This window comes from Collinsella sp. zg1085, assembly GCF_018889955.1.
Lineage (GTDB): Bacteria > Actinomycetota > Coriobacteriia > Coriobacteriales > Coriobacteriaceae > Collinsella.
Window position 1 is genome coordinate 270,455 of sequence record NZ_CP076545.1, and the last position, 13,836, is coordinate 284,290.

Annotated in this window: 12 protein-coding genes and 1 tRNA gene; 9 read left to right on the forward strand and 4 right to left on the reverse strand. The window is 49.0% G+C overall.

Going from position 1 to position 13,836, the window contains the following annotated elements; all coding sequences use genetic code 11:
* The first annotated feature begins 7 nt into the window (after nt 1–7).
* Nucleotides 8–1,249, forward strand: coding sequence for an Nramp family divalent metal transporter (locus tag KPC83_RS01110; RefSeq protein WP_216278764.1), 1,242 nt, complete (start codon nt 8–10; stop codon nt 1,247–1,249).
* 118 nt (nt 1,250–1,367) lie between these two features.
* Here the strand turns inward: KPC83_RS01110 and KPC83_RS01115 are convergent, their stop codons facing one another.
* A complete protein-coding gene (locus KPC83_RS01115; protein ID WP_216278765.1) occupies nt 1,368–1,928 on the reverse strand; it encodes a TetR/AcrR family transcriptional regulator in 561 nt (186 codons plus the stop codon).
* A gap of 184 nt (nt 1,929–2,112) precedes the next feature.
* On the opposite strand from KPC83_RS01115, the gene KPC83_RS01120 reads away from it, so the two are divergent.
* Entirely contained in the window at nt 2,113–2,664 is a 552-nt protein-coding gene (locus KPC83_RS01120) for a LemA family protein (protein ID WP_216278766.1), read from the forward strand.
* 179 nt (nt 2,665–2,843) lie between these two features.
* Here KPC83_RS01120 and KPC83_RS01125 read toward each other — a convergent pair whose 3' ends face one another.
* The gene (locus tag KPC83_RS01125) at nt 2,844–5,204 is read right to left on the reverse strand and encodes a CAP domain-containing protein (protein ID WP_216278767.1); all 2,361 of its coding nucleotides are present in this window, start codon (nt 5,202–5,204) and stop codon (nt 2,844–2,846) included.
* Nucleotides 5,205–5,288: 84 nt separating this feature from the next.
* Nucleotides 5,289–6,185: a hypothetical protein gene (locus KPC83_RS01130; RefSeq protein WP_216278768.1), complete on the reverse strand. Its 897-nt coding sequence runs from the start codon at nt 6,183–6,185 to the stop codon at nt 5,289–5,291.
* 332 nt (nt 6,186–6,517) lie between these two features.
* On the opposite strand from KPC83_RS01130, the gene KPC83_RS01135 reads away from it, so the two are divergent.
* The 3 genes from KPC83_RS01135 to KPC83_RS01145 all read left to right on the forward strand — a co-directional run bounded on the left by KPC83_RS01135 (nt 6,518) and on the right by KPC83_RS01145 (nt 8,598).
* Nucleotides 6,518–6,607, forward strand: a tRNA-Ser gene (locus tag KPC83_RS01135).
* 687 nt (nt 6,608–7,294) lie between these two features.
* Nucleotides 7,295–8,092: an LPXTG cell wall anchor domain-containing protein gene (locus tag KPC83_RS01140; RefSeq protein WP_216278769.1), complete on the forward strand. Its 798-nt coding sequence runs from the start codon at nt 7,295–7,297 to the stop codon at nt 8,090–8,092.
* A gap of 239 nt (nt 8,093–8,331) precedes the next feature.
* Complete coding sequence (locus tag KPC83_RS01145; RefSeq protein WP_216278770.1) at nt 8,332–8,598, forward strand: helix-turn-helix domain-containing protein; 267 nt, start codon at nt 8,332–8,334, stop codon at nt 8,596–8,598.
* 176 nt (nt 8,599–8,774) lie between these two features.
* On the opposite strand, the gene KPC83_RS01150 is transcribed toward KPC83_RS01145, so the two are convergent.
* The gene (locus KPC83_RS01150) at nt 8,775–8,960 is read right to left on the reverse strand and encodes a 4Fe-4S binding protein (protein ID WP_216278771.1); all 186 of its coding nucleotides are present in this window, start codon (nt 8,958–8,960) and stop codon (nt 8,775–8,777) included.
* A 361-nt stretch (nt 8,961–9,321) separates the two neighbouring features.
* Here KPC83_RS01150 and dnaK point away from each other — a divergent pair, with 361 nt between their 5' ends.
* The 4 genes from dnaK (at nt 9,322) to KPC83_RS01170 (ending at nt 13,751) form a co-directional block, all read left to right on the forward strand.
* Nucleotides 9,322–11,211, forward strand: coding sequence for a molecular chaperone DnaK (gene dnaK / locus KPC83_RS01155; protein WP_216278772.1), 1,890 nt, complete (start codon nt 9,322–9,324; stop codon nt 11,209–11,211).
* A 99-nt stretch (nt 11,212–11,310) separates the two neighbouring features.
* Entirely contained in the window at nt 11,311–12,096 is a 786-nt protein-coding gene (locus KPC83_RS01160) for a nucleotide exchange factor GrpE (protein WP_216278773.1), read from the forward strand.
* A 201-nt stretch (nt 12,097–12,297) separates the two neighbouring features.
* Entirely contained in the window at nt 12,298–13,230 is a 933-nt protein-coding gene (locus KPC83_RS01165; RefSeq protein ID WP_216278774.1) for a DnaJ C-terminal domain-containing protein, read from the forward strand.
* 107 nt (nt 13,231–13,337) lie between these two features.
* Nucleotides 13,338–13,751: a heat shock protein transcriptional repressor HspR gene (locus tag KPC83_RS01170; protein WP_216278775.1), complete on the forward strand. Its 414-nt coding sequence runs from the start codon at nt 13,338–13,340 to the stop codon at nt 13,749–13,751.
* Nucleotides 13,752–13,836 lie beyond the last annotated feature (85 nt).

Sequence of the window (13,836 nt, forward strand, 5' to 3'; positions counted from 1 at the left end):
GATTGCCATGAATAACAGCACCAAGAACAAGCTCACCATCACGGCAGTATTGGGAGCCATGGGGCCAGGGCTTTTGGCAGCCTTATCCGGAAATGATGCCGGCGGTATTGCAACCTATTCCAGTGCTGGTTCTGACTATGGCTATGCCATGCTGTGGATGCTGCCCATCATGACCTTACTGCTGGTAGTGACACAAGAAACAGCTGCTCGCTGCGGCTGTGTGACCGGTAAAGGCCTCGCTTCGCTTATCCGTGAAAAGTTTGGCGTGCGCAGAAGCGTACTTGCTATGGCGGCGTTGCTCACCGCTAATATTTCGGTCACTATCTCGGAGTTTGCAGGTATTGCAAGTGGCTTGTCACTGTTTGGGGTTCCTACAACGGTATCGGTTCCGCTGGCGGGCATTTTGGTGTGGATGATTACGATGTCGGGCAGTTTTAACCGCATCGAAAAGATTTTACTAGCTATTAGCTGCATATTTGTTACCTATGTTATCGCGGCCTTTATGGTGGGGCCAGATTGGGCGCAGGTGGCGCATGACACGGTGGTGCCAACATTCATTTCAAGCCCGCGCTACATTTCGTTGGTGGTGGCAACCATTGGTACCACCATTTCGCCATGGATGGTGTTTTTGGCGCAGTCAAATGTGGTTGAGAAAAATGTTGATGAGTCGAGTTTATCATTGCAGCGTATCGATGCAATTTCAGGCTCAATCTTGGCAGACATCATAGCGGGCTTCATCATTATTACAACCGGTACCGTTCTGTTTCCAGCAGGCGTTCGCATTGCAGATGCAGCCGATGCCGCCATGGCGTTAGAGCCTATCGCAGGACAGTTTTCGACGGTGCTCTTTGCGGTGGGTCTGGTAGCTGCAAGTTTTTTGGCAGCGTGCGTGTTGCCCAGTGTCACTTCAAGTGCAATTTGTGAGGCCTTTGGCTGGGAGCGTGGAGCCGACCGCAGTTGGGGAGAGGCTCCGCTGTATCGCGGCATCATTACAACAATTATTGTTACATCAGCTCTGTTGATATTGCTACCCGGCATTGACCTCTTTCAAATTTTGATGGGGTCGCAAATTATCAACGGCATTTTGCTGCCGGTCTTGCTGGTATTTCAGGTGCTCATTGCGCAGGATAAACATATTATGGGAGTGCACCGCAATAAGCGCGTATGGACCCTGCTTTCATGGGCAAGTATCGTTGTTATTGTTATCTTAACGATTGTTATGTTTGTGCTTCAAGCCATGGGTTATTAGCGGCGCCTACGCTGGCTCTTGTGCTGCCGGTTTTGGCGGCGGTTTCGCATCCAATGAATACTTGCTCCCAGCGCACAAGCGAGTGCAAGGATAAACATAAGGGATAATTGCTGCATACTTACTTCTCCATGATATGGGCAAGCAGATAATCTGCATCTTCGATAAACCGCGTTTGCAACTCCATACGCTCCTCAGAAACCCACCACAGGGTAAGCAGGCGCGTAATGCCGCCTGCGGCAAACTCTATGCGGCTGTCATGCTGGGCCGGCTCATCATTTGTGAGATAACGCTCGCGCAGTGCATCTGCAACCGCTTCGCAAATGACTGCAGTTAAAGGTCCACTCATGGTGCTTTGCAAGATATTGTCCATAATTGTTGCATTGTTAAGCAAGAAGTCGGTAAGTCGCCTCAAAATAGCACGGCGCTCAGAAGCGGATTCGTCCTCATGTGCATCCTCAGCGGTATGCTCGTGCGGGCTAAGAATCTCTCGCCGCACATTTTCGAGATAAAACAGCAGGTAGTCATCTTTATCGCGGAAGTGTTTGTAGAAGGTGGTCCGCCTAATTACCGCTTCATCACATAAGGCGGCAACACCAATGCGCTCGTACGGACGTTTTGCTAAAAGCCTGGTAAATGCTTCATTAAGTGCTCGATACGTTTTCTGAATACGGAGATCCATGGGTCACCATCCTTATAATTTCTGGGTACATGCGTTTTGTATCTTACATATTGTATCAAGTTGATAGTTTAGTACATGTTGTTCTTTTGGTAATGCGAAGCTCAGATAAACCATGCATAAACTGGGGCAATCACGAGTATACTGAGATAAAGCTCGTTTGAGCAACCGAGAGATTGGATGCAAGATGTGGACGATTATTAGTATCATCGTTGCGGTAGTTGTGCTCATTGCTATAGTTGCAGGTATTTACAACAATATGGTTACGCTGCGCAATCGTATTGATAATGCGTGGCAGCATATCGACACGCAGCTGCAACGCCGGAACGATTTAATTCCTAATTTGGTGGAGACTGTAAAAGGCTATGCATCGCATGAGAAAGAGGCTTTGACGGCAGTTATTGAGGCGCGCAACGCCGCTACAGTTGCCGGAACACCAGAGGCCAAGATGCAGGCTGACAACATGTTAACGGGGGCACTGCGGCAGTTGTTTGCAGTTGCTGAGGCATATCCTGACCTTAAAGCCAATACCAACTTTATGCAGCTACAGGGCACGCTTGAGGATACTGAGAACAAGGTAAGCTATGCTCGGCAGAGCTATAACGACTGCGTACTTAATTACAACAATGCTATCCAGACCTTCCCAGGCAATATTTTTGCAGGTATGTTCCAATTTAAGGAGCGTTCGGGCTTTGAGGCTGCTGAGGCTGCTCGCGAGGTGCCAAGCGTTAAGTTTTAAGCAAGTACTACATAGCTAAAGCAATCAGGGTATCTACCGACGTAGATACCCTGATTTTTAACCCGGTGTTATGAGCGGGTCGAGCGCTTAGACTACGCGCAGCAAAGACAGCTGCTTTTGCCGTTTACTACGCGCAGCAAAGACAGCTGTTTTTGCCGTTTACTGCGCGCAGCAAGGGCTTACTTTTTAGCAGCGCTTGAACGCTTGCTCTTGCGAAGACCCACGCCCACGCTCGCTAACAAGGCTGAGAATCCGCTGAGCGCAGGAAGCACAGCAGCTACATCGCTTGTCTGAGGCAATCCCTTTTTACCTGCGGGATTTTTACCTGTCTGAGTACGGCTTGTTTGAGCATCATTTGCCTGTGAAGCTTGAGTGCCAGAAGCGTTAGTTACTCCTACCTGCTTCATGCTGGGCTGTGGTGCCGGCTTGAGCTTATTGTATGCAGCCTGAGCATTGTTTTGAGCAGCGAGCGCCACGGTATACGCCTGGTCGGCAAGAAGAACTGCATGAATAGCGTCAGCTAATTTGGCACTGGCAGCTGCTTTGTCTTGCTGTGCACGCGCAAGCTGCAATTTAGCTAGCTTGAGTGCCTCAACAAAGCTATTAAGGTGTACAAAATCAGGGTCATCAAGAGGGGCAGTCTCAGTATTGTTCCAAGTAAGTCTGTTTGTTCGCTCAGTCCGTGTTTGAGCAGCTGTAAGCAGGGCATGAGCATCGGCAACAGCTTCGTTAGCTGCGCTCAGGTTTTGCTCTGCCTCAGCAAGTTGTGTCTGAGCACGGCTGAGCGCCTGTTCTTTTTGCGCAACGTTTGCTTGAGCATCGGCAAGTGTTTGATGCGTGCTTGTAGTTTCTGCAAGGGTGGCGGTGAGCGTAGCTACCCGAGTAGTAATTTCCCCAAGGGTATGGGACTTGTTTTCTACTGCTAAACGGAGCGCTGCAAGCTCACTATTTGCTGCAGCCCGCTCACTATCAATAGTGGCAGCACGCGCCTTGAGTTCATTGAGCTGATGTTCTTGCTCACTGGCTGCCTGCGTCTTTTGGTCAAGCTCAGCTTGCGCAGCATTCATCGCGGCAAGCTTTTGCTTAACTACGGAAGCGCCGTCTAAAATCTGGTTTTCTAGGTCTTGTACCCGTGCTTCTGCAGTTGCTTTGTTGGCGTTAGCAGCATCAAGTGCGGTCTGCTTCTCACTTACAAGCGTATTGGCGCTGTTGAGAGTTGATGCAGAGGTATCAAAGCTTGTCTGTGCAGCTAAAAGGGCATTATGAGCTATCTCAAGTTCTGCGCGGGCGCGTTGAAGTTGCTGCTCTTTTGCAGCAAGTCGAGCCTCAGCTTCATTAAATTCAGCAGTTTTTGCATCACGGCTCGCAATTGCCCTTTCAAGATTGCGTTGTGCCTCTGATTGGCTTCTACTAAGAGATGAGGCCTCTTCCATAAGACGTGTCTTTTGAGAGGTAAGCTCTGCAATCTGCGCGTTAGCCTCTTGTATTGCGGCTTCTGCCTCAGAAGACATATTGCGTGCGCTGTTGTTGATGGACGCTACATAATCGTCGAGGAGCTGTTTATACTCATCAGGAGTGAACAGGCGGTCGTTTGCATACATAAAGCCGCCTGATGAGAAGTGATGCGCCGCCGTGTTTCGATACTCAAAGCCGGCAACGGTGCCACTATTAAAGCCAAAGCCTGTTGCTACATGAGTGGGGTCGAGAAGATTGAGGTAATGACCAGTTTGTCGGTCGCCTCGCACTGAGCCAACAGTGCCGTCACCGTCAAGGTCAGCATTCTGCTCGTTCTCTTTAATGACAATACCCTCTTCATAGTACCAGCCATGATAGGGTGAATTTGCATAATTTGAGGCGGCTCCTCCCTGACCGGTACCGCTATAGCCCCATGCAAGGTTTTCTGATTTATAGCGGGTGGTCAAAGCGGCATCAACAGCCGAGACATCGCCTGCTCCATCTTGGGTTGACCAGCCAAAGTGGCCAACAGCACCTGCATTCCAGTTAGCGTGAATTTCAGCGCTTGCCATAAGGTCGCTTGAAATCTTGAGCGGGTTAAGACCATGCGCGGCGCGAATCTCGTTTGCGGTCTTAATCATGTCAATAGCTTTGTATACGTTATCAATAGTTGTGGCGTCGCCAGCCTGACCCATATGCGTAAAGTTTTGAATAAAGCCAGTCTCGTAACCCGCAGCAATAGGATTAAATCGGCTATCGGTGGTGAAGTGCGTGCGGTTGTCAAAGAGCTTGCCCGTTGTATCGTTGAGGCGCTCAAAAAAGCCCCGCGAACCCTTTGCAAGCTCATTAGCTACATGTTGCTTTGCTTGCTCAAGAACTTGCTTGGCTGTTTCAAGTTTTTGATTGGCGGCATCAAGTTCGCGCTGCTTGGCTTCAAGAGCGCTGGTATTTTGCTCAACTAGCCGATTGATGCGCTCTACCGTCTCCTCCGCCGTAGTTACAATACCAGCAGCATGAGTACGAGCTCTATCTGCAACTACCTTATCGTCGTAGGTAACATTCTTTTCACTTTCAATAACCCTCACATCTGATTGCTTAGAAACAAGCTCAGCTTTGGCACTATTAAGCGCTTCTTCAGCGGTGGTCTTTGCACGTTCTGCTTGCGTTTGCTACTGCTGAGCGGCAGCTAGCTCATTTGATGCATTGTCTACTGCCTGTTTGGCTCGTTCTAGCTCAGCTTTGCCGTTATTAAGAGCGGTGTTGGTATTGTTATCACCCTCTGCGGCTACTGCTGCATCATAGGCTTCTTTAGCGGTATTGTAGCTGTCTTGCGCCTTAAGAACCTCAGCCTTGGCCTGCTCAAATGCTGTAGTGGCGCTTGTTACCTTGTTTTGTGCCTCATCAAGCGATGCGGTAATGGTGGCAAGATTGGTCTCAGCCGAGGCAACACGCTCTTGAGCAGCATTGAGGTCTTGGCTCGCTTGTTTTTGGTCTTGTTGAGCGCGTGCAAGATTAGCCTGGTCTTCTGCGAGCTTTTCGGCTGCTCCAGGATTTGCGTCTGCTAGTTCTTTCTGCTTTTGCTTAGCTGCCTCAAGCTCTTGCGTGGCAGTCTCTACAGCTGTTTTCTTAGCCTCTACATCGTTTGCAGCCCTAACAAGAGCATCTTCAGCAGCATCTTGTTCTTTTTCGGCCTCAGCAAGCGATTGAAGAGCAGCTGCTTTTATTTGCTCAAATGCTTGTTCACCAGCATTTTGGGCGTTCAACGTTGCTTGTTCAGCATCTGCAACAGCTTGATGAGTGGTATCGATATCAGCCTGTACTGCTGCTAGAACACGGTCTGCAGCATCTTTTGCTTGCTTTTTAGATTCAGTATCTTTTTTAGCTTGCGCAAGTTGAGCAGATGCCTGCTCAAAGGTTTGAGGAGCGGCGGCGTTGTTTATATGTTCTACCGGGGAGAGTTCTGCGGCGGACTGAGCAAGTACAGGAACCATGCCTTGGGAAATCAAGCTCGCTACGGTGCCTGTTGCAACAACGGCACGTGCAGGTAACTTACTACGTTTAATCATGCTAAACCTCATGTTCTACAGACCAAGTTAGCCTGTGTTCTACATTTACAATGGGGAGTAGTTTATATTGTTTTAATATCCTCGACTAGATTAGTGGACAAAAATATAGAGTCTGTATCGCTAGAGCTTAAGAATTGGTAGAGATTTGCAACTTACTTGTGCAAGTCTAAAATCTGTACATTGAGAGGACATGACTATATAAAGTCTGCTGAGTTGTTTTAACGTTGACACTATGAGTTTGTGCTTTAGGTTTTGATTACTTGCTCTTGCATGCTGGTATTAAGATTAGGTCTTTACGTGTGTTGTGGGCATGGTAAAATACCCAAGCTTGTGGAGAGATGGCAGAGCGGTTGAATGCGGCGGTCTTGAAAACCGTTAGGCGCGTGAGCGTCTCGGGGGTTCAAATCCCCCTCTCTCCGCCACGTGTATTGAGTATGAACTCGTTTCCTTTAGAGTGGAATAACTACATCACGCATGTGTGCTACGCAGAACATGCTTAGACGTAGTTATTCCACTCATGTACTCGTTCTACTGTCAATTGATGAAATTAATACTTAGTTTAGGTAGAACTCAGGTTTAATACAGGTTATTAGATTTGAAGCCATTAAATTGCTTGTTTAGTGTTGAAGAGGGAGCCGAAAAGCAAGCAAAGTTCAACAAGCGATGCAGGACGGGGTAAAACTATTGCAGCGGCTGGCGCAAAGCGCCTCAAATCCCCCTCTCTCCGCCACGTGTATTGAGTATGAACTCGTTTCCTTTAGAGTGGAATAACTACATCACGCATGTGTGCTACGCAGAACATGCTTAGACGTAGTTATTCCACTCATGCACTCGTTCTACCGTCAATTGATGTATTAACTACTGGTTTTGGTGACGGATATTTTTTGCCTAAAGGTCAAAAAATTGCAGAAATCAGAAGGAATGAGCAAAGTAATACTTGAGAAAGAAACAAATAAGTCCAAGGTCATACCGCTTTAACTGCGGTATATAAAACTTTTTAATTCATAATTAAGCGGACTTAAAAGGTGAGGTTGCAAAACAAATGCGCACCTTAACATTGAACGCGAGCTTCAGCCTCTTTATCGGTCAATCTAGTAAAGGAAAGAGTGATGCTAATGTATAAGCAGAAGCCATCAAAGCTTGCTCGCGTAGCTGTAGCAGCAAGCACCACCGCTGTATTGGTAGCCGGAAGCGTCGTACCTGCGTTTGCTGCTGAGGGTCCTCAGCCAACAAATTCTTCTGAGCCCGTCAGCCGCAATGTAACTGTTGGTCAGCCTGCGGGTCCTGTCGTTGAGAGCCCAGCAGTAGTTGCCGCAAAAGAGGCTCTTAAGAAGGCCAAGGAAGCACATGCTGATGCTGACGCATGGTTGAACTCCATGCTCAAAAACTACAAAGATGTGGGCACAGCGCAAGAGGCAGAGGTCACTAGGCTTAATGGTGAAATTGAGGCTACTGAAGCAACCATTAATGGCGATATGTCTCTGGACGAGCGTAAGGCTGCCCTCGATAAGATTGCTGGGCTTAAAAAGCAGATAGAGTCCGCACATAAGACCGTGCAAGAGGCTGCCAAAAAGCTTGATGAAGCTCGTAGCAATAAGCTAGCTGCCGAGAAGGCTGTTAAGGCTGCTGAGGAAGCCCTTGCAAATGCTGAAAAAGGAGCCCCTGCCGTTAATGCTGAGCTTCCTAAGAAAGAGGCTGGACAGGCTGCAGAGACTGGTATGACCGAAGAGCCTAAGATGACTGATTCCAAGATGGCAGATGCCAAGAAGGATGATAAGAAGGCTGCTAAGCAGGTCAAGGGCAAGCTTCCCAAGACTGGCGATGCTTCCGCCATCATGGGTGTAGTTGCTACACTTGGTACGGCTGTACTGGGCTTTGGTGCTGCTGCTAAGGGTAAGCGCAACTAAGCTTCATAAGCTATAGCAAACTAAGCGAGGCTGCTAACCTTTGGTTGGCAGCCTTTTTTGAACAAAAACATTAAGCACGGTTCAAAGGAAACAAAAACAGCAAAAATAAAAATAAGCCATTGTCTAGCTTAGACATTAACCGTTAATCAAGTGTATTAGTTTTGCTGAGCATTTTAAATCATGGCATCAGTTGAGTTTCTACCATGGGATTAATGTACAGCAAGTCATAGGAGAATCTAGTGAATTTTGGCAAAGCGGTACGTAGGAGAGCCGCTGAGTTAGGACTTTCACAAACTCAGCTGTGCCTTATGACCGGAATTTCAAATGCATATATGTCAATGCTCATGAACTCTAAAATTGATGATCCGCGCATTGGCCGGGTGGCGGTGATAGCTCATGCGTTGAAGCTCAGCCTTGACGAACTTGTTGAGCGTGCAAAAATTGAAGATGAGAAAGTAATTCTTCGCAAAAATAGTCGCGGGGGGGGGGACTTCGCAGATAAATAGAGTTTGTGACGCCCTCAATTAAACTGCCTTCTAATGGCAGAGCATAAAAAACGAACCTCGACCCGTTGGCTTTAGGTGCCACAAATCAAGGTTCGTTTTTCATGAACGAGCTAAAACAAGTTAAAGCATATTTGTTTTAGACCATCGTTTGAAATTGTGTTTATACGTGAATACGCCTACTCTTCAACAATTTCGGTAATGGCGCCTGCTGGGCAAGCATCCTGACATGCAGCACAGGCAACGCAAGACTCTTCGTCTACTACGGTTGCAACGTCCTCAAGCTCAAGAACGCCCGTTGGGCATGCGTCTACGCAGACACCACAGGCAATGCACTCATCGGCATCAATTACGGGATGTGACATAGTTATTCCTCTCTGTATTTCGGCCACGGACTTCAGGCCGAATCCCCTGGCTAAATGTACCACCACCCGCGCACATTGCAATGAGTTTTACTTAGTTTCTCATACCGTTCACCGAGTAATATTTGGCTAACTACCTGCGGCTTATTGTTTTGAAGCTGAATACAAACGCTACGCTTCCCACTGGGGACATTGTGCGTATATCTGAACATGGGAAAATGCGATATTTCAAGACTTAACTTGTGAAGAATAAGAAATCTTATATGAATCGACTTAGATTTTGTATATGTGAGCGCAATAGGGGATATAGTATCCCTGAACGAAAACAGTGACGACCCTTGTCACGTATAAGGAAGGATACATAATGGCAAAGATTCTTGGAATCGACTTGGGCACCACCAACTCAGCAATGGCAGTGCTTGAGGGCGGCGCTCCTACTACCATTGTTAATGCAGAAGGCGACCGCACCACTCCCTCGGTTGTTGGATTTCGCTCTGAGGGTGACCGCCTTGTTGGTAAGTCTGCTAAAAACCAGGCTGTTACCAACCCTAAGAACACCGTTTTCTCTATCAAGCGCTTTATGGGTCGTAAATTCTCAGAGGTTCAAGACGAGCTTAAGACGGTACCTTACGAGGTTAAAGAGGGCTCTAACGGGCGCTGTGTTGTTGTAATTGACGGCGAGGAGTTTACGCCGGAGCAGATTAGCGCCATGACACTGTCAAAGATGAAGGCCGACGCAGAAAAATACCTTGGCGAGACCATTACCGATGCCGTTATTACGGTTCCTGCATACTTTAACGACGCTCAGCGTCAGGCAACCAAGGACGCTGGTCGCATTGCCGGTCTTAACGTAAAGCGTATTGTGAACGAGCCTACTGCCTCTGCACTTGCTTATGGTCTTGACAAGAAGGAGCAGGAGCAAAAGGTTCTCGTCTTTGACTTGGGCGGCGGCACCTTTGACGTGTCCTTGCTCGATTTAGCCGACGGTGTCTTTGAGGTACTTGCAACCAACGGCGACAATCATCTTGGTGGCGATGACTGGGACCAGCGTATAATTGACTGGCTGGCAGATAAGTTTAAGCAGGACAACGGTATTGACCTGCGCAGCGACGCTATGGCATTGCAGCGCCTGAAAGAGGCTGCTGAAAACGCCAAGAAAGAGCTTTCTTCTGCCCAGCAGGCGCAAATCAATCTGCCCTTTATTACGGCAGATGCCACAGGTCCTAAGCACCTTGACTACAATCTTACACGCGCTGAGTTTGAAAAGATTACTCGTGACTTGCTTGAGCGCTGCAAGGCTCCTGTTACCAAGGCACTCAACGATGCCCATGTAAGCCTTTCCGAGGTTGACGAGGTCATTTTGGTAGGCGGCTCAACACGTATGCCTGCGGTGCAGGAGCTTGTAAAGACCATGACCGGCAAGCAGCCCAATATGTCAGTTAACCCTGACGAGGTGGTAGCCGATGGCGCTGCGGTTCAGGGTGGTGTTCTTACCGGCGACGTTGAGGGTATTTTGCTGCTTGACGTAACACCGCTTTCTTTGGGTGTAGAAACCCTTGGCGGCATTATGACCAAGATGATTGACCGCAACACTACCATTCCTACCAGCAAGACCGAGATTTACTCTACAGCCGCTGATAACCAAACCAGCGTTGAGATTAACGTGCTTCAGGGCGAGCGCGAGCTTGCACGCGATAACAAGAGCTTGGGCAAGTTCCAGCTGACTGGCATCCCTGCGGCGCGTCGTAACGTGCCTCAGATTGAGGTGACCTTCGACATTGACGCTAACGGCATTGTGAAGGTTTCGGCTAAGGATAAGGGAACCGGCAAAGAACAATCCATCACCATTTCAGGTTCTACCGCACTTTCTGATGAAGAAGTCGATCGCATGGTTAAAGACGCTGAGTCTCATGCAGAAGAAGACAAGCGTCAAAAAGAAGAGGTTGAGGCACGTAACCAGACCGACTCACTGGCTTACAGTACCGAGCAGACCTTGAATGAGCTGGGCGATAAGGTTTCGGCTGACGTAAAGTCTGATGCTGAGGCTGCGATTGCAGACGCAAAGAAGGCGCTTGAGGGTTCTGATATTGATGCTATCAAGGCAGCAGGCGAGAAGCTGCAAGAGCTTGCATATCAGCTGGCACAGCTTGTGTATGCCGATGCTCAGCAGAGCGCTGAGGGCGGCGAGGCTCAAGGTGATGACGATGTAGTTGATGCAGATTATGAGGTTGTTGACGACAAGGACGAGAATTAAGCAACGTTGCTTAGTTTTGAGCGCTGAGGGTTGCATGGGCATAAATTGTGGGTGCAGCCCTCACGTTAATACGGTTGAGCCGACATAAGGGAGTCTGACATGAAGGTCCCCGTTGAAGATGCATATAACACTCATAAAGGAGCGTCTGATTGCGGAGAAGATACCCAGGCACCTGACTCAGAGGTGGTTGAGATGACTGAAGAAGAGATGGTAGAAGCGGCAATTCGTGCAGGCGAACAGGCTGCTGAAGATGATATAAAGCTCAAGCTTGAGCAGGTACAAGCTGAGATAGTTGATGTTCGGCGTGAGCTTGAAGAGGCAGAGGCTGCGCGTTTAGCTGCTGATGAGCGTGCTCAGGAGGCGCAGGAGCGTACGAGTCGTTTGCAGGCAGATTGGGAAAACTATCGTCGCCGCACGGCAAAGGAGCGTATTGAAGAGCGGGAGCGTGCAACTGAGAAGCTCATTTGCGCAATTTTCCCCGTGCTTGATGATATGGAACGCGCACTTGAGCATGCGCGCACACAAGAGATGAGCGAGTCATTGTCTCAGTTTGTTGAGGGAGTAGATGCGGTTAGGGCTAAGCTGATGGCTGTGTTGTCGCAAGAAGGCGTTGCAGCTATTGACCCTGCGGGAGCCGCATTTGACCCTATGATTCATCAGGCTGTTGGCAGGGTTGAAGATAGTGAGCAGTTTGTAGATACAGTACATGATGTGTATCAAAAGGGTTACACCTTAGCCGGTAAGGTATTGCGTCCTGCGATGGTTACCGTGACCTATGGGGGTGCTACGCGCCCAGCTCCAGAACCAGAAGAAGCCACTGAGGAGCCAGCTTGTGAGCTTGATGGAGAAGAAACATCTGCTCAAGGAGATGTAGCTAGCGAGTAACAAACACCAATACGGCTCCGGAGCACCCAAGCATCGGAGCCTTGTTGTATGGGCAAGCTGACGACAAGTCCGGTATCTGTTGCGTCGTGGGTAAAAGCTGGGGTTTCTGCTGATAGACCCTACGTTATATGCGCAAGACAGCTGTAGCTAGGGCATAACGGAGTGCTGAGCTTTAGTTAGCTTTATGAAAGGAGGCTTATTATGCCATCGTCTACAAATTTTTACGACGTTCTTGGTGTATCTCAGAACGCCTCCGACAGTGAAATAAAAAAGGCATTTCGGAAGCTCGCTGTTAAGTTTCACCCTGATAGCGGCGGCGATGAGCAAAAGTTTAAGGAAATTAGCGAAGCATACGAGACACTTTCTAATCCTGATAAGCGCAAACAGTACGATCAAATGCTGCGATATGGTATTCCTCATCAAGGCATGGGTGGTGCGTCGTATGCTGGTGCTCAAGCCGGGCCATGGAGCGATGTGTTTGAGAGCATTTTCCGCGGTGAAGGTGCTTTTGGAGCTGATTGGGGTACTGGCTTTGGCGGTGCCAGTAGGAGCCGTTCGCGCCGGGGAAGCGATTTATCTCTGTCGGTTGACGTAAGTGCAGAAGATGCCTTGCTCGGCACAACGCGTAAGGTAACATATCGCATTCCTTCAACGGGAGAGCAACAAACTATCTCGGTTTCTGTGCCGGCAGGTGCCGTTAACGGCGGCAAGCTGCGCTATAAACGGCGGGGTGAGTATGGCTCAAACGGTGGCGAGCGTGGCGACTTAGTGGTAACCACCAATGTGGCTGAGCACCCCTTATTTAAGCGCAAAGGTGCTGACGTAACCATGGAGCTTCCGATTTCTATCTATGAGGCAAGCCTAGGGTGCACCGTTGAGGTGCCAACACCTCTGGGAGCTGCTGTGCGTCTTAAAGTTCCAGCAGGAACACAATCGGGCAAGACCTTCCGTTTTAAGGAGATGGGTGCTCCTGATGTAAAGCATCGCGGGCGTACAGGCGCTCTTTTGGTGACCGTGATAGTTAAAGTGCCTACGCAGTTAAGCGATGAAGAGCGTGTTGCGTTTGAGCAACTGCAGGCAGATGATACGCGCAGCTATCGCGAGAAGGTGGAGCAGTATCGCACTACACTATAATAAGAATCGTGTGCACTAATATATAGGTGCCTGTAGGGTAGTAGATGCTAAATGTATGAGCTTGATATGCGCATTTGAGCGTATAACACGAAAGGTAGGCAGGTGACATGGGAACAGAGGGTCGCGATAAGCCACTCTATATGATTAGTGTAGCGGCGGAGTTGACCGGTATGCACCCGCAGACCTTACGGGTGTACGAGTCAAAAGGTCTGGTAAATCCGCAGCGCTCAGGCGGCAATACGCGGCTCTATTCACAGCGCGATATTGAGCGCTTAGAGCTTATCAACCAGCTAACCGACGAAGGCATTAACCTTGCTGGTGTAGTTCGTATCCTCGATATGAAGGAGCGTGCTGATGAGCGTGAGCGAGAGATTGAGCGCTTGCATGCACGTTTGCGTAAGGTTGAAGACGAACTGCACGAGCTTCGCATGCAAAAAAAGATTACGGCACTTGCCCCGCGCGACGGTTCGGCAGACCCGCAGCAGGTATTACGGGGGCTTTTGGGCGGAGATAGCCTGTAGGCTTTGAGCTGGTAGGTAAAACAAACCGGGCAGGGTAGCTTGCATATATTGTTTGAGTAGTCTGAACAGCGCAAAAGAACCTGCG